Here is a 22925-nt window from a genome sequence, read left to right as displayed (position 1 = left end):
CCAGTGGCCATGAAAGAGGCATCGCACACCCTTGGCGACACGATCGAGTACGGCAAGGACGAGTATGAGACGCTGATAGACGCAGACGCGCTGCTGTTGGTGACAGAGTGGCCAGAGTTCAGGGCCCCTAACTTCGCGGTGGTGAGCAAGCTGATGAAGGACAAGGTGGTGTTCGACGGCAGAAACATCTACGATGCGGCAGAGATGCACGAGAAGGGCTTTACCTACTACGGTATCGGTATTAAGCAGCAGGTTTCACAGCAACTAGACGCAACTATATAAGCATGGCTAAAAAAAGAGTATTAATAACAGGTGGTGCGGGCTTTTTAGGCTCGCACCTATGCGATAGGTTTATAAAAGAGGGTTACCATGTTATTGCCATGGATAACCTGATTACAGGTAACCTGGAGAATATTGAGCATCTTTTTAAGCTGCCGCAGTTCGAGTTCTATCACCACGATGTATCTAAGTTTGTGCACGTGCCTGGAGAATTGGATTATATCCTTCATTTTGCCTCTCCTGCCAGCCCGATAGACTATCTTAAAATTCCGATCCAGACGCTGAAAGTAGGTTCTCTGGGTACCCATAACCTGCTTGGCTTAGCAAAGGCTAAGAAGGCTCGTATGCTGATCGCCTCCACTTCTGAAGTGTACGGAGATCCATTGGTGCACCCACAGCAGGAAGATTATTGGGGGAACGTAAACCCAGTTGGTCCACGCGGTTGCTACGATGAGGCGAAGCGTTTCCAGGAGGCGATGACGATGGCTTACCATATGCACCATGGTTTGGAAACTCGTATTATACGTATTTTCAATACCTATGGTCCGCGCATGCGCCTGGACGACGGACGCGTATTGCCTGCCTTCTTAAGCCAGGCATTGCGAGGTGAACCGTTGAGCATTTTCGGTGATGGTTCTCAGACGCGCTCTTTCTGCTATGTAGATGACCTGGTGGAAGGTATTTACCGCCTACTGATGAGCGATTATCCTCAGCCAGTAAACATCGGTAACCCTGGAGAAATAACTATAAAAGAGTTTGCGGAGGAAATTTGCAAGCTTACGGGTGTAGAGCTGAAAGTTGATTATCAGCCGTTACCGAAAGACGATCCGCAGAAGCGCCAGCCAGATATCTCTAGAGCGAAGGAGATTTTAGGTTGGGAGCCTAAAGTAGATCGTGCCGAAGGCCTGAAAAGGACACTGGAGTACTTTAAGCAAAAAATAGAGGTTCCCGTTGTTGAGGAAGAAGTGTAGTTAGCACTAAAATATAAACAGTAAAAAGGCTGCGGGATTTCCCACAGCCTTTTTAATTTTAGAGGTTATCGCTTAAAAGTATATCCCGCAGCCTTGCCCCTGCCTTTCCATCAAATTTATACAGCCAATCCTCCTCAAACTTTTTCTTGTTGGGTAATTGCTTCTGGTGTAACTTCTCAATGTTTGGTAAAATTTCATGCAGTTCGTTCAGGTCATAGACAGGATGTGCTACGCCAGCGTCTACAAAAGGCTTGGACACTAAAAAATTACCAGCAGGGTGGTTCTCATACGTTAAGAGTGTTGTGTGCTCTAAGGCAGCAAAGGGCATTAAATAAGTAGAGTAAAAGCCCATAATAATAGGAAAGCTCTTACAAGAAGCTAATAATTGCTCATTAGTAAGCAACGTAGTTTCCTTAGCATTTTGCTCTAACCAAGGCTTTACATTTTGGATGGGATGAGGTTTTATGTATAGTCTATAGTTGTGAAGAGAACACATTTTTACTAATTGTCGGACAAAAGCTTCTTTATAAGCTGGTGTCCAATTTAATAGTCTATGTTCTGCTAAAGGCTGATCTATAAACAGAATAGCTTTCTGAATGCTTAGAGCTTGGGAATAGTGAAAAGCATCAAAATACGGAACACCTATAAAGTACACTCTGTGTTCTTGTGGAAGGTAATCATGCTTTTGGTGCGTTTCAAATACTTTTGGACTGAAAGAAATATAGGTATCGGCAACTCTTTTATCGGTCGGAAACCGCTTAAAGGAGTCAAGATAATTATGGTTTCTGCGCACTTCAATGTAGCTTCTAATAAACTCTTCTTCTTCGGGAAGTTCTTTTATGCTCTTGTTAAGAAACTTTCTTGCTTTAAGTCGTGCCTTTAGCTTTTGAAGAAGGGTAGAATAGTCGCGGATTTTCTGAAATGGTTTTTTGTGCAGCTGCGGACTTATCTTTATATCAAAGGCGATGTCGTAATCAGCTCTAAGACCGTGTTCCAAATGGAAAGTAGGTATGTTAGAGTGCTTGCACGCAAGGTTAAGCACTAACTGGTAGTAAGTATCAATATAGAGAAATACCACTTTCTGCGGCTTTATAAAAGAAAGAAGAGAAAAAGCACTTTTGAAGTCTTTCCAGTAAATTGCTTTCCCAAATCTTTTGTAATCTTTATTCTTTTCTTCTTTCGGAGACGCATAATGGAGCAGGAAGAATTCACAGTGTTCCTTCACTTCCTCTAACAAGTGCAAATAGTCAGTTCTGGAATAGTCACCAATAAATATTATTTTTGGCTTAGGCTGCATAATACATAAGAATAAGCTGTTGTGCTATAACAAATCAGCTTTAATAAAAAATACAAATGGGCAACCAGAGGCATGATAAAAGCAACATTGCTATAGTTACACCTGCAGTTGCTCGTGAAGGTATAACGAAGCAAGCTGCTAATCAAATTACAGCACTTCAGAGTAAAGGTATTATCGTATTTTTGGTTGTTTTGTCTGATTTTAATCAGAAAGTTTTGATTGAGATGGGAGTGCAGTTGCCTCAGGAAAACATTCTGCTTCTGAAGCAACCTGTCTCCTATCTTTCTCAAAAGGCACTTTTATACTCTATTACAACTATATTTCCTATAATTAGATTCTTCAAAAGGAATAACGTGGGAATCGTTATTGCTCATGCCCCTTATGCTCATTTTGTAATGAGGCTAGCAAAAATGCTTTCTTCTTTTTTTAGTTTGAGGCTTAAGTTGTATCAATACTACCATGGTTTACAATATGCAGAATATCCAATTAATACTATTAGACGTCGTGTTATAAACAAAATTAATATAATGCTGGCTAAGTGTTATGATAATGGTCATATTTCTGTCTCTAATGCAGCAAAGGATGATGTTGAAAAAAACTTTATAAAGCATGATAATCACGTAGTGATTTATAACAGTTTACCTGTAAACAAAGGCTTTGGACAGCAAGATAATTTTGAATGGGAAGGAGTGCAGAATGTTCTGACTTATCATAAAGGTAAGTTTATAATGTTGTTGCCAGGCAGAATTGATCACAATAAGGGGCAATTATTCTTTATCAGCGTTTTGAAAAAGTTTATCGCTCAAAATAGCATTGCTTCTGGAGGTATAATGCTGTTACTTGTGGGTGACGGACCACAGAAAAAAGATGTGGAGGAGTTTATTATGGAGAACAAGTTGAGTTCTCTGGTGAAACTATTAGGGAGCCTGTCAAACCGTGTAGTTCAACGAATGATGAAGGAAACTGATCTTGTTGTTGTTCCTTCAATGTTTGAAGGCTTACCTTTTACTGTACTAGAGGCTTTTAGTGCAGGCTGTATGGTATTGGCATCAGATGCAGGAGGTTTGAAAGAAGTCATCAAAAATGGAGAGACTGGTTTCTTGTTTAAAGCAGGTAATGCAGAAGACTGCTTGGCAAGGCTGAATTATATCTATAGTAACAGAAGTAGAAAGCTAATTAGTCAAGAAAAGATAGAGGAAGACCTTCAAGAACGTTTTTCTATAGAAAGTTATAGAAGAGAGTTGCTAAAGATGCTTAAATCAATTTAAAGTGTGGGAAAGCATGTTCTGTTTGTTTGTTATTGGAGTATAGCAGATGGCTTAACTGTTTCAACTGTTTTTCCTTCACTGGTACAGTTAGAAGCACTAAGTTCTGTTAGTAAAGTTTATTTAGTAACTATAGAGCGAGGTGATTTTGCCTTAGAAGGTGCTCTGGTTACATTACCTCCAAAGGGTGTTCATTCTCCATTTATGGTTAAAGGCAATAGCAAGACTTACAGGTACGTACAAGAATTCCTATTGCTTCCAAGAAACCTGGAGAAATTGGTGATTAGAGAAAAGATCAATTTTATTATCGCAAGAGGAGCACCCGCGGGTACCGTGGCTCATGTAGTTTCTAAAAAATGTAATGTTCCTTATTATGTTGAGTCGTATGAGCCGCACGCAGATTACATGGCAGATTCTGGTGTGTGGAGCAGAACAGGATTAAAGTATATTTATCAAAAAAAGCAGGAACGAAAACAGAATGTAATGGCTGCAGGTTTGATGCCTGTTGCTGAAAGTTTTAAGCAGCAACTAATTTCAGAAGGTGTTCCAGCTAGTAAAATTGTAACAGTTCCTTGTGTTGCAGATCCTGACTTCTTTCAGTTTAATCGGTATGAAAGAGAGCGTATAAGAGAAAATCTAAGGGTGTTCAGAACGACCACAGTAGGTGTGTATGTAGGGAAATATGGTGGTTTGTACATGGAGGATGAAACTTTTAGAATTTATAAAAAATGCTTTGCTTTAATTCCTGATTTCAAACTAATTATACTTTCACCTAACAGCAAGGAATATATCCAGAAGAAGCTTTTGCAGCATAGTATTGAGCAATCTAAGGTCTATGTTGCTGCTGTTCCCCATCACGAAGTACCTGCCTATCTTTCTGCTGCTGATTTTGCTTTTGCCACCTATAAACCTGGACCCTCTAAGAAATATCTTTCCCCTGTAAAAATTGGCGAGTATTGGGCAAATGGTTTGCCAGTACTCCTTACAGAAGGTGTGGGCGACGATAGCGACATTATTAAGAATGAAGGTGGCGGAGCTGTTTTCAACTTAACTGAAGAAGGTAGTTTAGAAAAGGCTCTAGATAAAATTCAGCAGATTCTAAAAGACACAAATCATAGGCAAGAGATACCAAATTTAGCTCGTAAGTATAGATCTCCTGATAAAATAAAAGAGGCTTATGAATACTTCTTTGGAAGAGGGCAGGAGGAGCAGTCGTGAAGCTACTATTTGTGGTGCCTTATCCAGAGGGAGAAGCTGCCTCGCAGCGTTTTAGGGTGGAGCAGTTTTTGCCTTTGCTCCAAGCAAAAGGTGTAAAATATAAAGTTGCTCCATTTTGGGACGCCTGGTGCTGGAGGGTACTTTATAAGCCTGGAAATTTATTTACAAAAGCTGAGGGATTAGTATCAGGCTATGCAAAACGGCTGTTTCTGTTGCTGCAGTTGCCTTTCTACACCCATGTTTTTGTACATAGAGAAGCCTCACCGCTTGGACCGCCTTGGTTTGAGTGGCTGGCGGCAAAGGTGTTTCGGAAAAAGCTGATTTATGATTTTGACGATGCTATTTGGCTCCCTAATACAACCGAAGGCAATGAGATAGCTGCAAAATTGAAGTGGACACAAAAGGTAAAGTATATTTGCAGTTGGAGCTATAAAGTAAGCTGCGGAAATAAGTTTTTGCAACAGTATGCACTAAGGCGAAATCAAGCATCTGTGTTTCTACCTACAACTGTAGATATCAACCACTACAACACCTTAAAGAATCAGCATACAGAGGAAATTGTAATTGGCTGGATTGGCTCTCACTCTACTATACCTTACCTAAAGCTGATTGAGCCTGTGCTGCAGCAGTTAGAGCAAAAGTATAGTTTTAGGTTTGTGGTTATAGCAGACCAAAAGCCAGAGTTAAAGCTCCGATCTTTGGAATACATTCCTTGGAAGAAAGAGACAGAGATAGATAGTCTGTTACAGCTTAACATCGGAGTAATGCCTTTGCCAGACACTGAGTGGGCTAGAGGGAAGTGCGCTTTTAAGGCTTTGCAATACATGGCCCTTGGCATTCCTGCTGTCGTGTCGGCTGTAGGAGCAAACACCGAGGCAGTACCAAACAAGGTAGTTGGCTATACCTGTAATACTCAGAAGGGGTGGTATGAGCGGTTAGAACAGCTGATTCAAGACGAGTCGCTTAGAGAGAGGTTAGGGGCGGAAGGCAGAAATTGGGTGCAGGCACACTATTCTGTTGATGCACATGCCTCTGCCTTCCTAAACCTGTTTACTTAACCTTACGGTTATCTTTCAGATATTTCTTCGCCTCCTTATGGCTAGAGGATTTCTTGTCTGATATTTTCAAAACCAATTCGTAATAGCGCTTTGCTTGTATCTTATCCTTCTCCTGATCCGAGATACGTGCCAAATTTACATATGAGTTTATAAAATAACCTGAATCTCGTTCGTCAGTCATTTCAGCATACATGATGGCCTTTTGGTAGTAGGCTTTGGCTTTTGCTAAATCACGATGCTTGTTTTGGTTGATATAAGCTAAAATATAAGAGGCATAGCGACCGCTAATTGCCTCATAACCTGGCATGCCTTTATCTAGTTTCTCTAAGATTTCGAAGGAGAGGTGTTCTGCCGAAGTAAAATACCCCTGCACAAACAAAGCCCGAGCATAAAAGCGCTGGAAGTATGCATTATCAGGATATTTTGTAGCCAGCCTTTGCGCGATCTTAAGCGACTCGCCCATGTTGGACTCTTCGTTGGCATAAATCTTCATCAGGAAGAAGCTGGCTTCTGTGCCTGTATAAAAGCCTGTATTAGCCACGTGGCGCAGCTGCTTCAATCCAAGACGCTTGTCTCCGTCAGGGAAAAACAGAAGCACAGGACGCAAGAAAGTATAGTTTTCATGAATCCAGATGGAGTAGTAGTTGAACAAGGCCTCTCCGAAAAGGAACTCAGGGCTAAGGCCATTGCCAGCCTTCGCTTTCTCCATAAATTCCAGCGCATGTTTACTTGCCACGGTTGCCTTACGCCAGTTGCTACGCTCAGAGTGCAGCCTTGCTGTAAAGCCATAGGCAGCAGCAAGGAAAAAAGCTGCCTCTACATTCTTTTCATCTTCATTATACAGCTTTTCGGCCTTTTGGATAGTGGTATCCATGTAAGCGAAAAAGAGGCCGTCATATTTTATTGTCTGTATGTTTGTGGGTACAATTTTCCACCACTGGCTTAAGCCGAGTAGGAAATGTGGCAGGGGATGATTAGGATATCTTCTTCGCAGCGACTTAAACTGTTTCTCAGCTATGTCATACTTAAAGTTATACATATTGTCTACTGCGCCTTCCAATTCATACTGAATATTACGGTCAAGTAGTAACATTCCCTTGATGTTGGCGGCAGACGGAAGCACCTCAACCTCATCCATCTGTACATGGCGCATGCTGGTAGTATCGGTAGGTATGTTTTTGTTTTGAGCTGTAGTTAGCAGCGGGAAAACAAAACAAGAGAAAACAAAAAGTAACTTCTTCATGTGCAATAGTAAAATTCTGCGCCTCAATATCTCCTTAGCCTTGCGGGTATAGTGGGAGTGATAAAAGTACAACAATTATGCTAAATTTGAATTCCACTAAAAGAAAATAAAAATATGAAACTATTGGAGCGGCTTTGCAAAATACATGCCCCTTCGGGCAACGAAAAAAAACTTTCCGATTTCCTGCTAAACTATATAGAAGAGCATAAAGTTCAGTGGAAGGTGCAGCCAACTGTAGTGAGTGGATCAGAATTCCAGGATTGTATTTTGCTAATATTCGGCAAGCCAAAGACGGCTGTTTTTGCTCATATAGATTCTATTGGTTTTACTGTAAGATACGGAAAGCAATTGGTCAGGATTGGCGGCCCAGACATGGAAACAGGCTATAAATTGGTGGGAGAAGATTCGCAGGGAAGTATAGAATGTACGCTAAAGTATGACGAAGACGAGCATGAACTGAGCTATGAATTTGAGCGCGAGATTGAGCGAGGAACCGAACTGGTTTTTAAATGCGACTTTAGGGAGACTGAGGAAACGGTGCAATCGTGTTACCTAGATAATCGTCTGGGTGTGTGGAGTGCCCTGCAAGTGGCCGAGACTCTAGAGAACGGCATCATTGCTTTTAGCTGTTGGGAAGAACACGGCGGCGGATCGGTGGCTTATCTGGCAAAGTACATTTATGAGCAATATGGAGTAAGGCAAGGCCTTATTTCTGACATAACCTGGGTAACCGAAGGTGTGCAGGCAGGCAAAGGGGTAGCCATTTCTTTGCGCGACAGCCTGATTCCGCGTCGCGCTTACGTGCAGCGTATAATAGAGATAGCCAAAGCCTCTGGTATACCATATCAGTTAGAAGTAGAGGGCAGTGGTGGTAGCGATGCCAAAGAACTGCAGCACAATGCTTACCCCTGGGATTGGTGTTTTGTAGGTGCTCCAGAAGATAATGTGCATTCTCCGAACGAAATTGTGCACAAGAAAGATATAGAAAGCATGGTGGCTCTATACCGTGTGCTCATGGAGAAGCTATAGTATACCTTGTAAATGATGTTAAAAGGCCAGCTTAAAGCTGGCCTTTTTGTTTGCTTGTAGGTGTATGTTTTTGGGTTTATTAGTTCTTGGTAACTAAAGTTTTAAATAAAATGAGTAAATACTCATTTTATGCTTGTAAACATTTGGAAAAGTCGCTGCAACAGCTTTCCTTTATTACTATAGTTACAGTTCTAACCTTCTAAAACAGTCCATATGGAAAATATTCTCTACGCAATTCCCGCTTTCGGTCTGGCTGCTCTTATTTATACCTGGTGGCGGTCTGCTTGGGTAACTAAACAGCCAGCAGGCAACGAGCGCATGAGTACCATCGCCAGATACATAGCCGACGGTGCCATGGCCTTTCTGAAAGCAGAGTACAAGGTGCTCTTTTATTTTGTAGTGATTGCCTGTCTTTTTCTAGGCTACCTGGGCTATACTGGCGAGCGTTCTCACTGGACAATTGTTATTGCCTTCATCATCGGGGCATTTTTCTCTGCTTTGGCAGGGTTTATAGGCATGCGCATCGCCACCAAATCCAACGTTCGTACCGCAGAGGCAGCCAGAACAAGCTTATCCAGGGCGTTGAACGTATCCTTTGCAGGAGGTTCTGTGATGGGTATGGGTGTAGCTGGTTTAGCAGTATTAGGTTTAGGTTCGCTCTTTATCGTGTTGTACTACAGTTTTGTGTACAGTACAGGCGCAAGCGTGAACGGCCTAGAGATGGAGCGTGCGCTGGAGGTGCTTACAGGTTTCTCGCTTGGTGCTGAAAGTATAGCCTTGTTTGCCCGTGTGGGTGGTGGTATTTATACCAAGGCCGCCGATGTGGGAGCTGACCTGGTAGGTAAAGTAGAGGCAGGTATCCCAGAAGATGATCCCAGAAACCCCGCTACCATTGCTGACAATGTGGGCGATAACGTGGGCGACGTAGCAGGTATGGGTGCCGATCTCTTCGGTTCTTATGTGGCTACTATTCTGGCTACGATGGTGTTGGGCCGCGAAGTAGTGGTGCAGGATAATTTCGGTGGATTGTCACCAGTTATACTTCCGATGCTGATAGCAGGCTTGGGTATTGTTTTCTCTTTGATCGGAATGCTGCTTGTGCGGGTGAAGGAGGGAGGCAATGTGCAAGGCGCACTAAACCTGGGCAACTGGATATCGGTTGCACTAACAGCCGTAGCATCCTATTTCGTAATAAAATGGCTGCTGCCCGAAAACCTGAACCTGCGTAACTTCGACTTTACTTCAACAGGCGTTTTTATTGCCGTTATAGTTGGCCTGGTGGTCGGTACGCTCATGAGCCTCATTACAGAGTATTATACTGCCATGGGTAAAAAGCCAGTTGATTCTATTGTGCAGCAGTCTTCTACAGGGCATGCGACTAATATTATTGCTGGTCTGGCAGTTGGTATGCATTCTACAGTAATGCCAATAATTGTGCTTGCTGCTGGCATTGTACTTTCTTACGCAGCTGCTGGGTTATACGGTGTGGCCATAGCGGCGGCAGGTATGATGGCTACCACTGCCATGCAACTAGCCATAGATGCCTTCGGGCCAATTGCCGATAACGCAGGTGGTATAGCCGAGATGAGCGAACTGCCGAAAGAAGTACGTGAACGAACCGACATTTTGGATGCCGTAGGTAACACGACTGCGGCTACAGGAAAGGGTTTTGCCATCGCCTCTGCAGCGCTTACTTCTCTGGCCCTTTTCGCGGCCTTTGTAGGTATAGCAGGCATCCCAAGTATAGATTTGTATAAAGCACCTGTGTTGGCAGGCTTGTTTATAGGAGCCATGATTCCGTTTGTATTTTCTGCCTTAGCTATTGCAGCAGTAGGTAGAGCGGCTATGTCGATGGTGCAGGAGGTGCGCCGTCAGTTCCGCGAAATACCAGGCATTATGGAAGGTACAGGCAAGCCAGAGTATGAGAAATGCGTTGCCATCTCTACAGAAGCCGCTATCCGCGAAATGATGTTGCCAGGTGCAATTGCTCTGCTCGTGCCCATTATAGTTGGTTTCGGTTTTAGAGGCGTGTTTCCTGATACAAGTTCGGCTGAGGTATTAGGAGGCTTGTTGGCAGGTGTAACAGTGTCAGGTGTGTTGATGGCGATGTTCCAATCTAACGCAGGTGGTGCTTGGGATAATGCCAAGAAGTCGTTTGAGAAAGGCGTGATGATTAATGGTGTGATGGAATACAAAGGCTCTGAACCGCACAAAGCCTCGGTAACCGGCGATACCGTGGGCGATCCTTTCAAAGATACTTCTGGCCCATCTATGAACATCCTGATCAAACTGATGTCCATTGTATCACTAGTGATTGCTCCGCACATAGCCCTTGACCAGGAACCGCCAATTCCAGAAGCGCCCATTCAGATAGAGGAGATTAATATGAATCAAGAGGAGTTACAATCTGCTGTGGCACAGATTGGTGTAGAGGGGAAGAAGACTGCTGTACTTAGGTTGTAGTCAAGTCGGTGACATTGAAAGCTGAAGAACAAGTTTTGTCTTGGGATAGCAAAGATTTTTAATATATATCACTTCACAGATAAACAAACTGCTAGTTTTCTGAAACCAGCAGTTTGTTTTTAATTCTGCGTCCGATCAAACGGAGAGTTTCAAGGTTGTTATCTTCTGGTAAAGGGTTTGGCGCCTTTAAGTAAATCCCTTCTTTGTGCCAATACTCCTTGTAAAATTTGTTTATAGGTAAATCCTCTTTCTGTGTAATATCTCCATGAAATATACTTGTAGGTATAATTGGTAAAGGTTCAACTATGCAAATATTACAATTGGATGTTTCTAAAAAGGTGTATCTGCTATTGAGTTCCTTGTTGTAGTTTGTTGCTTTGCCAGATAGCAAATCTAAATAAGCTGTACTAATGTTATTATCAATGTTGAGCAGGAGGCGCGTAAAGAGGAGCAACAGAGCAGCAGTAAGCAATGATAGTAAACGTGTTTGCTGTAATTCATTTGCAAAACAGTTGATCGCAATATTTAAATTGTAAAACCAACCTAGTATAAAAAAGAAATAGATAACATTTTCTACCCTTGGCTTTGGAACTGCTCCTGCCGCCCACGTGTAAGCAAAGTTCATAAAGTAGAGCGAAACGAAATAAAAAAGTAACGAGAGCCACAGTGGTACGCAAAAAAGGCTTCTTGTATTGTGAGAAAATGTACCTGCTCTTCCCCATAAAAGCAGGTACAGAATAGATGACACAACTAATATTACACCCCATTTATAGAAGTAAGTGAGGATTAGGAAAAAGGAAGCTAGAACAGGCCAAAATAAATTGTCTGTGCCGAGGTTTTGCACATCCTGTCTTACAGAGTTACCAGGAGCAAGTAACACAACTAAGCTTGCAATAAGACAACAGATAAAAACCGCCAAAATAAAATGAAATAGCTGATGGTTTTTTTCCAAAATAGGAATAGCAAAAAAGATAGAAAGCTCATCAGATAAATAAGTGACATCTCGTTAGAGCCGATTATCGCTATGCAAAGTACTGTGATGCTAACTTTATAAATAGTTTTGATTAATCTGTTATCGATTCTAATTAGATTTATGAGTAGAGTCAGTAGTGTTAAAGTAAATATATTCGTTAGTTGATATGCTAAGTAAGAAGATAACCAAAATAAGCCTTGTGAAACACTAGGCATTTGTGAGACATACAGTACTGTGATAAGTAGAGTCAGGGCTGCTTTCTGCCTAAAAGAAAATTTTGTGAATGTACTGGCAATTAAGAAGTATAAGGTAGCTATAAAGCCTGAGATCAAGATAAAAGAATAAACTTTATATAAAGCAAAAATACCAAATCTGATAGGATTGATTCTTGATATTGCAGTTGCAAAAAATCTGCCTGACCAATTTAAGTAAGTTTCAACTTGAGTAATTATAAAGCTATTTTGGTTGTCTCTTATAGCATATTCAAAATCGTCGCTACCAGGATGATTGTAAAAGCTAAGTATGAGAAAAGGCAGTATGGTATATAGGCCAATGCATATTACTATTCCATAAAAACGATTATGTGTTTGCAAGGAGATTCGTGATACCATTGTTTAAAGTTGACTTTTAAGGATAAGCAGATATCCATTAAAGTATAGTTATAACTGCAAATTTACTATTAGTTTAGTCTATGAGTGTTAATAATTTTTAGTAGCCTCTGTTGCTATCAAAAATTCCCGAAACTATACTAGCTGAATTTGTATGATTCTATAAAATCAAGGACAGCTGGCAACTATTATAGCAAAGGCAGAACAGCCTTAGCGCAACATCTAAATTTTATTTAACCCCAATAAACCCTCGAATTGGGCTTATTTTTTAATTATACTTACCTTTGTTAAGTTACCAACAAGCACAGCAATGGAGCCCAGAACCATTACACTACACGACTGCGACTTTAGTACATACATAAGTGAGGAGGAAATTATAGCCCGCATCAATATACTGGCAGAGCAAATTAACCAAGATTATGCCGAAAAGGCACCGCTTTTCCTGGCTGTGCTGAACGGCTCGTTTATGTTTGCAGCCGACCTGATGAAACGAGTGGCAATACCGTGCGAGATTAGCTTCATCCGTCTTTCTTCTTACCAGGACATGCAGACGACTGGCCATGTAAAAGAAGTGCTAGGGCTAAAAGAGGAGGTGCAAAACCGCCATGTAGTGGTGCTGGAAGACATTGTGGACACAGGCCATACCGTAAAGGCGCTGCTGGATCAGTTAAATGAAAGAGGCCCTGCCTCGGTAGAAGTGGCAACGCTGCTCATGAAGCCCGAAAGCCTGCAGCATCCGCTCCACGTGAAATATGTGGCGCAGTCTATCCCGAACGATTTTGTGGTAGGCTATGGTTTGGATTACAATGGCCATGGCCGCAACCTGCGCGACATCTATAAAATAGTTTCATAACAGAAAAGCAGGTCTGCTGCAAAAAATGCAATGAAGTCCGATCCTTCGATTCTGAAAAATTAGACAATCCATCATTTTATAGTTATTTTTGCTTTTTATCATAAATTAAAGATATGCTCAATATTGTTTTGTTTGGCCCTCCAGGCGCTGGTAAAGGAACTCAAAGTCAGAAACTTATAGAAAAGTATAACCTGGTTCACCTCTCTACAGGAGATCTGCTCCGCTCTGAAATTGCGGCAGGCACTGAGTTGGGCTTAAGAGCCAAATCTTTGATGGACCAAGGCATACTGGTGCCAGATGAGGTGGTGATAGGCATGATTTCTAATAAAGTGCAGGAGAACGAAAACGCAGGCGGCTTTATATTTGACGGCTTTCCGCGTACTGTGCCACAGGCGCAGGGGCTGGATAAACTGCTACTTCAACATGATACCCAAATTTCCTGCATGCTTGCTTTGGAAGTGGATGAGGAGGAACTGACGCAACGTTTGTTACTGCGTGGCCAAACGTCAGGCAGACCCGACGATCAGAACGAAGAGCTTATCCGTAAAAGAGTACAGGAATATAATACTAAAACAGCTCCTGTAGCGGATTATTATGCTGGACAAGGCAAATACTTCTCAGTAGACGGTATTGGAGAGATAGACGATATTTTTAATGAGCTGTGCCAGCACATAGACGCTCTAAAAAGCAAATAGAGCTAACAAGAAGCTGCTAAGGCTATACATTTACATTTTACATACTTGGTTTGGCTTCATCAAACTTTATAGATTACGTTAAGATATGCTCCCGTTCAGGACGAGGGGGCGGCGGCTCTGCACACCTGCACCGTGATAAAAAGACTGCCAAAGGCGGTCCTGACGGTGGTGACGGTGGCCGTGGCGGGCATATTATATTAAAAGGCAACTCCCAACTCTGGACGTTGCTGCACCTGCAGTACCGCAAGCATATAATTGCAGAAAACGGCTTAAACGGTGGTCCAGACCATTCTTCTGGCGCACAAGGCAAAGACGAGGTGCTGGAGGTTCCGCTTGGAACCATTGCTCGAAATGCCGAAACAGGCGAACTGATGTGCGAGATAACCGAAGACGGGCAAGAAGTAATTCTGACGCCTGGTGGTAGAGGAGGTTTGGGAAATGCCCATTTTAAATCACCTACAAACCAGACACCACGTTATGCCCAGCCAGGCGAGCCAGGTATAGAAGAGTGGGTAGTGTTGGAACTGAAGCTGCTGGCCGATGTAGGTTTGGTAGGTTTTCCGAATGCTGGCAAATCTACGCTACTGTCGGTGGTGTCGGCGGCCAAACCTAAAATTGCCAACTATGCCTTTACTACTTTAGAGCCTAACTTGGGTGTAGTAGCCTACCGCGACTATAAGTCGTTTGTGATGGCCGATATACCAGGTATCATAGAAGGAGCATCGGAAGGAAGGGGTTTAGGATTAAGATTTTTACGCCACATAGAGCGAAACTCCATGCTGCTGTTCATGATCTCGTGCGAGAGTCCTGATATAGCTGAAGAGTATAAAGTGCTGCTGAACGAGCTAGAGACTTATAACCCTGAGCTACTCGATAAGAAAAGGGTGCTGGCCATTACCAAATCTGATATGCTGGATGAGGAACTGGAAAACGAAATGCGCCAAACTTTGCCAGAGGACCTGCCAACGGTTTTCATTTCCAGCGTAACGCAGAAAAACATAGGTAAATTGAAAGACATGATCTGGGAAGCGCTTAACAGTTAAGTACCACCAGTTTTGCAATAATGAAGATCGGTAGAAGCTGCAAAGTTGTCTACCGATTTTTTTATAGTTGATTTTGAATGGCTATATGACTAAGGGCAAAAAAGCTGTAACAAAACCTGCCGTTGTTGTGTCTTTTGACCAACAACTGAAACGGCAGAATGGGAAGCTAAGGCAGTGGTGATAGCTTTTATGTAATTACATAGTATTATGCTTTCTGTTTCTGCTCTTGCCGTTGTTGTGTGTTCTCACCAACAACCGCTTTGGGGCCGCATACGAAGTCGCTTGGTTTCAGAGTATCTAGCGTAAAATAATATAGTTGCATAGCACTTGATTAACAGTTTTGTTGTTGGTGAGAACACGCAACAACGGCGGAAGATGGTTCAGTGGGCAATATGATTCACCTCGTTAGCACATTCAATCATTCAGTTATTCAAAATTAAAAAATGCCAATCTGGCACAGTGGCAGGTTTGGCAAGACAATTGAAAAGACAAAAGAGACTTATCAACCTAACTTTTTTAAGGCATTATGTCAGATAAAGATATCAAAAAGGAGCAGGAACAAGAGGAACTGCAAGATACAACTGCCAATACAGAAGAAAACGGGCAGGAGCAAGAACAGCCTGAAGCAGAGACTTCTGAAAGCGTGAAAGAAGAAAAAGGTGCGGAGGCAGAGCTTGCTGAGATGAAAGATAAATATATCCGTTTGATGGCGGAGTTTGAGAACTTCAGACGCAGAACTGCTAAAGAACGCATCGAATTATCAAAAACAGCTACGCAGGATTTGATGAGTGACCTACTGCCTGTGCTGGACGACATGGAACGCGCACGTCTTTCAATTGAGGCCGCGAATGATGTACCGTCTGTACTGGAAGGCTTGGACTTGGTGTTCAAGAAGCTGAACCATGTAACGCAGCAGAAGGGACTTAAGATAATAGAGATAAATACAGGAGATGATTTCAATAGCGACCTGCACGAGGCCATTACACAAGCCCCGGCACCAGCTGACGACCTGAAAGGAAAGATCATCGACGTAATAGAGAAAGGATATACTTTGAATGACAAGGTAATCCGTTTCGCGAAAGTTATAATAGGAGCATAAGTTATGGCTACTAAAAGAGATTATTATGAGGTTTTGGGTGTAAGCAAAGGTGCGAGCCAAGAGGAGATAAAGAAAGCTTATCGCAAAATCGCTATTAAATTCCACCCCGATAAAAACCCTGACGACCCAACTGCCGAGGATAAATTTAAAGAGGCGGCAGAGGCGTACGAGGTGCTGAGCGATGAGCAGAAGCGCCAGCGTTACGACCAGTTCGGGCACCAAGGCATGAACGGCGGCTTCGGCGGAGGCGGTGGCATGAACATGGATGATATTTTCTCCCAGTTCGGCGACATCTTCGGCGGAGGCGGCAGCCCGTTCGAAAGCTTTTTCGGGGGCGGCGGACAAACTCGTGGTGGACGACGCACACGCAAAGGCAGTAACCTGCGCATTAAGCTGAAGCTGAACCTAGAGGAGATTGCCAATGGTGTTGAAAAGAAGATAAAGGTAAAGCGTTATGTAGCTTGCCACGTTTGCGGCGGAAATGGCGCTAAAAACGGCACCGATATGCAAACCTGTAACAGCTGTCAGGGGTCTGGCCAGGTGCGTAAGGTCGTGAATACGATGCTGGGCCAGATGGTATCTACGGCTACCTGCCCAACCTGTAACGGTGAAGGCCGCATTGTAACGCACAACTGTGAGACTTGCCATGGTTCAGGAAGAGAATTACAGGAAGAAGTAATTACTATCAATGTGCCTGCTGGCGTTATGGATGGCATGCAGCTATCTATGAGCGGCAAAGGTAACGTACCAGAGCGTGGCGGCGTACCAGGCGATTTGCTCATTCAGATAGAGGAAGAGCAACATGCTTCATTAAAGCGCGACGGTAACAATGTAATTTACGATCAGTATATCAGCTTTGTGGATGCTGCCTTGGGCGCTGATATTGAAGTACCAACTATAACAGGTAAGGTAAAAATCAATATCAAGCCAGGAACGCAAAGCGGTGAGATTTTCAGGCTGCGTGGCAAAGGCATCAAAGACATTAATGGTTACGGCAAAGGTGATCAACTGATCCACATTAACGTCTGGACACCGAAGTCGTTGAGCAGTGATGAGCGAGCTAAATTGGAGAGTCTGCGTGATTCTTCAAACTTTGCGCCTCACCCAGGTAAGAACGATAAAGGCTTCTTTGAGAAAGTAAAAGATTACTTTCAGTAAGGAGAAGTTATACTTCTAAAGTATCAAAAGCCTGCCTTTCAACAGTGAAGGGCAGGCTTTTTGGTTGCTGATGCCGTGTTATTTGGAAGTAACTGCCTTTCGCAAGAGCTAATCACCATCTTCAGAGGGTTAATCTCAACGCCATCAACATAAATTGGTTTGTCATTTCGAACAAAGAGAGAAATCTGATGCATATCATGACCAAAACTTCTCCTTTCGCCTAGATAACCGCATAAGGTAATTGAAATTTTGGCATTGATGAAAAGCTGCGTCAAACTTTGATATCCTTAACTAAGATCAAATGAGCAGCTGGATCTTTAAATACTTTCGTGATAAACCTTCAAAGCTAATGCTACTTGCCAGCTTTTCGCCTCGCCGGCGTGGCCTTACTTTTCTCCTTGATGAGAAAAGTAAGCAAAAGAATCAAGACGATTTTGAACTCGCTGAACGCTCAAACAAAAAATCGTCATTTTGTGCACTTGGTATAAGCCTTTTGCTCTGTAGCGGAAAGAAAGTAATCAATTGAGTACTAGAAACTGGAATTCTTTCTAAATAAGCAAATTTATTTCATTTGCAAAAGGAGAAAAACTCAGTTTTTCTACAAGACTCCTTTTTTGTGTTGCGCTGTCAGAAGAGCAGCTGACGTACAGCGGAGGCAACCGTAGCTATACAGCGCCGATTGGCAAATTGAGTTCTCATTAATATAGGCCCCTTTTCCCAACATGGAGCGCATCAAAACAAACTATAAAACTACAGGTTTACAAAACTGAGGATGAACAGAAGCTACGCTAGCAAAGGCTGACATCTACTCTCAAAATACTCAAGCTTCTTCTTAACTCATTGGTAACACACTATATTCAGCTATATTTGAAACTTAAAAAGCTGCTGGTAAATTGTGCTTATAAATGCAGCGGCTAAGGCCTAAAAGGAAAGAGGTCTGCAAAATTATAGATTATGATAGATCTGGAAGCAGAGCGCAAAGAGATACTTAGACATTACAGGAGATTACTTCGTTATGCCAAGCCTTTTTTAAAGGATAACGATGCTAAGATCATAAAGAAAGCATTCAACACCTCGTTGGAGGCGCATAAAGACATGCGCCGAAAATCTGGTGAGCCATACATATTGCACCCGTTGGCAGTAGCCCAGATTGCGGTTGAGGAAATAGGATTGGGTACTACTTCTATTGTTTCTGCCCTACTACACGATGTGGTAGAAGACACTGAGTTAGAGACTGCTGATATTGAGCGCGAGTTTGGGCCTAGCGTGGCACGTATCATCGAAGGCCTGACAAAAATTTCAGGCGTTTTTGATTACGGTACATCGCAGCAAGCCGAGAACTTCCGTAAAATGCTGCTGACGCTGTCGGATGACGTACGTGTTATCCTGATTAAACTGGCTGACCGTCTGCACAACATGCGTACCCTCGATAGCATGCCACGGCACAAGCAGCTGAAGATTGCGTCCGAAACCATGTACCTGTATGCGCCGCTGGCACACCGCTTGGGCTTGTACGCAATCAAATCTGAGTTAGAAGATTTGTACCTGAAGTACACTGACACCGATACTTATAGAGACATTTCTTATAGAATACGCCAGACGCGCAGTGCCCGGAATAAATTCATTAAAGACTTTACGCATCCTATTGAGGAGGAGCTTCGCAAGCACGGCTTTAAATTTGCCGTAAAAGGTCGGCCTAAGTCTATATATTCTATTCTTAAGAAGATAAAAAAGCAGAACATTACGTTCGATGAAATTTACGACCTCTTTGCGATACGCATCATACTAGATGTGCCACTGGAAAAAGAGAAGGCTGCTTGCTGGCAGGTATATTCTATCATAACAGACTTTTATCAGCCTAACCCAGACCGCCTTCGCGATTGGGTGAACACGCCTAAGTCCAATGGTTACGAGTCGCTGCATACTACAGTAATGAGTCGGACAGGCCAATGGGTGGAGGTGCAGATACGCACAAAACGTATGGATGAGATTGCCGAACGTGGTTACGCTGCCCATTGGAAGTATAAGCACGAGGCATCTGTGTCAGAGTCTACCTTAGAGCTTTGGATAAACAAGGTGCGTGATATGCTGGAAAACAACACAGGCAATGCACTCGAGTTTATGGACGAGTTCCGCAAGAATTTGTTCGTAGAGGAAGTTTTTGTATTCACACCTAAAGGTGAGCTTATTATACTTCCTGATAAAGCCACGGCCCTAGACTTCGCTTTTGAAATACACACTCAAATAGGTTTAACTTGCCTGGGTGCTAAGGTAAATCAAAAGCTGGTCCCCCTTAGCCATAAACTAAACAACGGCGATCAGGTAGAAATTCTTACCTCTCAGAAGCAGAAGCCAAACGAGGAGTGGCTGCAGTATGCCTTTACCTCAAAAGCCCGATCTAAAATAAAGGATTGGCTTCGGGAAGAGCGTAAAAACAGAAGTGAAGAAGGCAAGCTTATACTAGAGAAGCGGCTAGCGCAGTTGGAGGTTCCTGAAACGCAGGCAAACATAAATAAGCTGCTAATTTACTTTAACGTAGCCAGTCCGCAGGATCTGCACTTTAAAATAGCCACAGGTAATATTGATGTTAAGAACGTCGATGAAGAGGCCTTTGCTGTAACTTCAGATAAAGCCGCCTCTATGCTCGACCTTAGAACTTTTGATAAGGAGGTGCAGAAGATAAGAGGGGTTAACTCCGATATGCTTGTAATAGGAGAGAATACCTCTAATATGAAGTATAAGATGGCTAAATGCTGCAATCCTATACCAGGAGACGATGTGTTCGGATTTCAGACAGAAGACGAGGGGATAGAAATACACCGCACAAGTTGTAAGCGAGGAATCGAATTGATGTCGAATTATGGTAACCGTATCATAAAGGCGAAGTGGACGGATCAGAAGGAGCTGGTTTTTTTGGCAGGTATTCGCATAAAAGGTACAGATCGTGTGGGCTTGGTGAACGACTTAACAAAAGTTATCTCCAACAGCTTGAAAGTAAACATGCGTTCTATCACTATCGATTCCAACGACGGTATTTTTGAAGGAAACATCATGGTGTTTGTAAATGATACAGACCACCTCGATAAATTGATCCAGCGCATGAGTAAAGTGAACGGTATACTTACTGTTGAACGTTTCGATAAGTAAGGCATACATTAACTATAGTACAGATACAAGGCAAATGGCATTAGATATAAATAAGTTTGAGGAAGTAAAGAAGATATTTACGGCTTACCTGGAGAGCAAAGGCTTGCGTAAAACACCAGAGCGCTACGCCATACTGGAGGAGATTTACTCTCGCGAAGGCCACTTTGATGTGGAGTCGCTTTACATCAGCATGAAGAACAAGAACTATCAGGTGAGCAGGGCGACAGTGTACAATACATTAGATCTTCTGGTAGAGAATGACCTGGTAAGCAAGCACCAATTTGGCAGAAACCTGGCGCAATACGAAAAATCTTATGGTTACCGCCAGCACGACCACGTAATATGTACGGAGTGCCACAAGGTAGTAGAGTTCTGCGACCCACGTATCCATAATATACAAACGATGGTGGGGGAGCTGTTAAATTTTCATATCTTGCATCACTCCCTAAACCTTTATGGAGTTTGCGGCGACTGCCGCGCAAAAAAAGCAACGGAACAGCATCATGAATTATCAAACAGAGCTGAAGGATGATATATTGTTTGTCAAGTTGCATGGCGACCTGATAGCAAGTTCCGATACACAAGCGATGGTCGAAGAGGTAGATGGCTCAGGTGATGGGGAAAGCCTGCTATGTGCTGTCGATCTTTCAGATGTTCGCTTCATGGATAGTAGCGGAATGGGTGTGCTGGTGTCGTTGCTAACTAAGTTTCGGAATCGTGGCGGAGAACTGGTGCTTATTAAGCCATCCGACCATATTCGTAAACTTTTAATCGTTACAAAGCTAAATGCTATATTCACTATCGCAGAAAATGATAGTTTTGCAGCTCAATTTCTAAAAGAATCAATTTACTAAAAGTATAAATGGCAGTTGACATACTAATAGGTTTGCAATGGGGCGACGAAGGAAAAGGTAAAATCGTTGACGTTCTGGCTCCAACCTATGACATTGTTGCCCGTTTCCAGGGCGGTCCTAACGCAGGTCACACACTAGAATTTGAAGGTACAAAGCATGTATTGCATCAGATTCCTTCTGGTATTTTTCACCCGCATATCCAGAACATAATAGGTAACGGCGTAGTGCTAGACCCAATCGTGTTCCGCGTAGAAATGCAGAAATTACAGGATAGAGGAGTAGATGCTACGCAAAATCTTTTTGTTTCAAAAAAAGCATCCCTGATACTTCCTTCGCACAGAGTGTTGGATCGTGTATCAGAAGAAGCCTTGGGTAACGATAAGATTGGCTCTACGCTTAAAGGTATAGGCCCAACTTACCAAGACAAAATAGGGCGAGTAGGTCTGCGTGTAGGAGATGTGCTGGCTGACAATTTCAAAGAGCGCTATGAAAAGCTGGTAGATCGTCATCGTAAGACAGTAGAGTTCTATGGCAAAACGCTTGAACTAGGCGAAGAAGAACAGAAATTCTTTGAAGCTGTAGAATACCTGCGCACACTGCAGATAGTAGATACAGAGTACATGATAAACGAAGCTATCCAAAGTGGTAAAAAGATATTGGCTGAAGGAGCACAAGGATCGCTGTTAGATGTTGATTTTGGAACGTATCCATTTGTCACGTCTTCTACAACACTAGTAGCAGGAGCATGCACAGGTTTAGGTGTGGCTCCACGGCACATCGGAGAAGTTTATGGTATTTTCAAAGCTTATTGCACCCGTGTGGGTAGTGGCCCTTTCCCTACAGAACTTTTAGATCAGGTAGGAGAGGATATTCGACAGGCTGGCCGAGAGTTCGGTTCTACTACAGGCCGTCCACGCCGTTGTGGTTGGGTAGATTTGCCAAGTCTGAAATATTCCATCATGCTTAACGGTGTTACTCAGTTGAATATGATGAAGGCAGATGTGCTCACAGAGTTTGACACAATAAAAGTTTGTACACACTATAAATTAGCTTCAGGTGAGATAACAGATCATTTGCCACATTCACTAGATACAGAAACTGTAGAGCCAATCTATGAAGAGTTGCCAGGTTGGCGCGTAGACTTAAATAAGATTGATACGGTTGAAGATTTGCCTGCCGCATTTGTAAATTACCTGAACTTCTTAGAGGATCAGCTGCAGGTGCCAATCACTATTGTATCAGTTGGACCAGACAGAAAAAGTACGCTTAAGAGAGAATCAGAAAAAGTGGCATAAGGCACACCAATAGGATCATTGAAAGAGAAGCTTCAGCCGAAATGGCTGGAGCTTCTTTTGTTTATTGGCAGGCACTAAAATGATTTTCTATTGCAGGTGAAACTAAAGGCAACAACTTGTGGTTCTTGTCTAGCGTTCGTCGTAAGTAGGTGAGAAGTACGGGTTAAGAAATAATTTCAGTACTAGTTGGAACTACGGAATGGCTCAATGCTGTTATCCTTAAGTGTCCGCGGCAGGCGGATACGGTAATAAAGATCGGCAGACTGAAGTTTTCCCAAAAACAATCCTGCTCCTTTACAGGCACTTAGGCCGCTGGAGTAGTTTATTTCAACCTTGGCTGTTGTTTAGCGTATAAGTTTCCCTACCTTTGCATCCCC

Annotated in this window: 19 protein-coding genes; 16 read left to right on the top strand and 3 right to left on the bottom strand. The window is 42.9% G+C overall.

Annotated elements, in window-relative coordinates:
* Positions 1-9 precede the first annotated feature (9 nt).
* Both LN893_RS18545 and LN893_RS18540 read left to right on the top strand, forming a co-directional pair.
* Positions 10-282 carry a UDP binding domain-containing protein gene (locus tag LN893_RS18545; protein WP_369427702.1) on the top strand — a complete coding sequence of 91 codons (273 nt, stop codon included), beginning with the start codon at positions 10-12 and terminating at the stop codon, positions 280-282.
* A gap of 2 nt (positions 283-284) precedes the next feature.
* A complete protein-coding gene (locus LN893_RS18540) occupies positions 285-1250 on the top strand; it encodes a UDP-glucuronic acid decarboxylase family protein (RefSeq protein ID WP_229972706.1) in 966 nt (321 codons plus the stop codon).
* A 58-nt stretch (positions 1251-1308) separates the two neighbouring features.
* On the opposite strand, the gene LN893_RS18535 is transcribed toward LN893_RS18540, so the two are convergent.
* Positions 1309-2547, bottom strand: a complete 1239-nt coding sequence (locus LN893_RS18535; protein ID WP_229972704.1) for a polysialyltransferase family glycosyltransferase — start codon at positions 2545-2547, stop codon at positions 1309-1311.
* 56 nt (positions 2548-2603) lie between these two features.
* Between LN893_RS18535 and LN893_RS18530 the strand changes: the two genes are divergently transcribed.
* The 3 genes from LN893_RS18530 to LN893_RS20855 are packed head-to-tail and all read left to right on the top strand — an operon-like array spanning position 2604 to position 6088.
* On the top strand, positions 2604-3815 hold the full coding sequence (locus tag LN893_RS18530) for a glycosyltransferase family 4 protein (RefSeq protein ID WP_229972703.1): 1212 nt from the start codon (positions 2604-2606) through the stop codon (positions 3813-3815).
* 3 nt (positions 3816-3818) lie between these two features.
* Entirely contained in the window at positions 3819-5030 is a 1212-nt protein-coding gene (locus LN893_RS20860; protein ID WP_229972701.1) for a glycosyltransferase, read from the top strand.
* A complete protein-coding gene (locus LN893_RS20855) occupies positions 5027-6088 on the top strand; it encodes a glycosyltransferase family 4 protein (RefSeq protein WP_229972699.1) in 1062 nt (353 codons plus the stop codon). Before LN893_RS20860 ends, LN893_RS20855 begins: the two co-directional genes overlap by 4 nt.
* Here LN893_RS20855 and LN893_RS18515 read toward each other — a convergent pair.
* Positions 6081-7331 carry a tetratricopeptide repeat protein gene (locus LN893_RS18515; protein ID WP_229972697.1) on the bottom strand — a complete coding sequence of 417 codons (1251 nt, stop codon included), beginning with the start codon at positions 7329-7331 and terminating at the stop codon, positions 6081-6083. The two genes, LN893_RS20855 and LN893_RS18515, sit on opposite strands and share 8 nt — an antisense overlap.
* A gap of 114 nt (positions 7332-7445) precedes the next feature.
* Here LN893_RS18515 and LN893_RS18510 point away from each other — a divergent pair, with 114 nt between their 5' ends.
* Together LN893_RS18510 and LN893_RS18505 are read left to right on the top strand one after the other, a co-directional pair.
* Positions 7446-8360, top strand: a complete 915-nt coding sequence (locus tag LN893_RS18510) for a M20/M25/M40 family metallo-hydrolase (protein WP_229972695.1) — start codon at positions 7446-7448, stop codon at positions 8358-8360.
* A 213-nt stretch (positions 8361-8573) separates the two neighbouring features.
* Positions 8574-10823, top strand: coding sequence for a sodium-translocating pyrophosphatase (locus tag LN893_RS18505; protein ID WP_229972693.1), 2250 nt, complete (start codon positions 8574-8576; stop codon positions 10821-10823).
* 91 nt (positions 10824-10914) lie between these two features.
* On the opposite strand, the gene LN893_RS18500 is transcribed toward LN893_RS18505, so the two are convergent.
* Entirely contained in the window at positions 10915-11775 is an 861-nt protein-coding gene (locus LN893_RS18500) for a DUF6056 family protein (RefSeq protein ID WP_229972691.1), read from the bottom strand.
* 939 nt (positions 11776-12714) lie between these two features.
* Here LN893_RS18500 and hpt point away from each other — a divergent pair.
* The 9 genes from hpt (at position 12715) to LN893_RS18455 (ending at position 22548) form a co-directional block, all read left to right on the top strand.
* Positions 12715-13257, top strand: coding sequence for a hypoxanthine phosphoribosyltransferase (gene hpt / locus LN893_RS18495; RefSeq protein WP_229972689.1), 543 nt, complete (start codon positions 12715-12717; stop codon positions 13255-13257).
* Between the two features lie 113 nt (positions 13258-13370).
* Positions 13371-13952 carry an adenylate kinase gene (locus LN893_RS18490; RefSeq protein ID WP_229972687.1) on the top strand — a complete coding sequence of 194 codons (582 nt, stop codon included), beginning with the start codon at positions 13371-13373 and terminating at the stop codon, positions 13950-13952.
* A gap of 50 nt (positions 13953-14002) precedes the next feature.
* A complete protein-coding gene (gene obgE, locus LN893_RS18485; RefSeq protein ID WP_229972684.1) occupies positions 14003-14995 on the top strand; it encodes a GTPase ObgE in 993 nt (330 codons plus the stop codon).
* 526 nt (positions 14996-15521) lie between these two features.
* Positions 15522-16094: a nucleotide exchange factor GrpE gene (locus LN893_RS18480; RefSeq protein ID WP_229972682.1), complete on the top strand. Its 573-nt coding sequence runs from the start codon at positions 15522-15524 to the stop codon at positions 16092-16094.
* Between the two features lie 3 nt (positions 16095-16097).
* A complete protein-coding gene (gene dnaJ, locus LN893_RS18475; RefSeq protein ID WP_229972680.1) occupies positions 16098-17252 on the top strand; it encodes a molecular chaperone DnaJ in 1155 nt (384 codons plus the stop codon).
* A 954-nt stretch (positions 17253-18206) separates the two neighbouring features.
* On the top strand, positions 18207-20399 hold the full coding sequence (locus LN893_RS18470) for a RelA/SpoT family protein (RefSeq protein ID WP_229972678.1): 2193 nt from the start codon (positions 18207-18209) through the stop codon (positions 20397-20399).
* Positions 20400-20433: 34 nt separating this feature from the next.
* Positions 20434-20931: a Fur family transcriptional regulator gene (locus LN893_RS18465; RefSeq protein ID WP_229972676.1), complete on the top strand. Its 498-nt coding sequence runs from the start codon at positions 20434-20436 to the stop codon at positions 20929-20931.
* Positions 20903-21253 (top strand): STAS domain-containing protein, encoded by a 351-nt coding sequence (locus LN893_RS18460; protein WP_229972675.1) that lies wholly within the window; start codon positions 20903-20905, stop codon positions 21251-21253. The genes LN893_RS18465 and LN893_RS18460 overlap by 29 nt, the downstream gene beginning before the upstream one ends.
* Positions 21254-21261: 8 nt before the next feature.
* Positions 21262-22548 (top strand): adenylosuccinate synthase, encoded by a 1287-nt coding sequence (locus LN893_RS18455; protein WP_229972673.1) that lies wholly within the window; start codon positions 21262-21264, stop codon positions 22546-22548.
* The last annotated feature ends 377 nt before the right edge of the window (positions 22549-22925 follow it).

Origin of the sequence: Pontibacter harenae (assembly GCF_020907245.1) — a bacterium.
Classification (GTDB): domain Bacteria; phylum Bacteroidota; class Bacteroidia; order Cytophagales; family Hymenobacteraceae; genus Pontibacter; species Pontibacter harenae.
The sequence above is the reverse complement of the archived record's forward strand: the minus strand, read 5'-3'. Positions and strand labels throughout refer to the sequence as shown.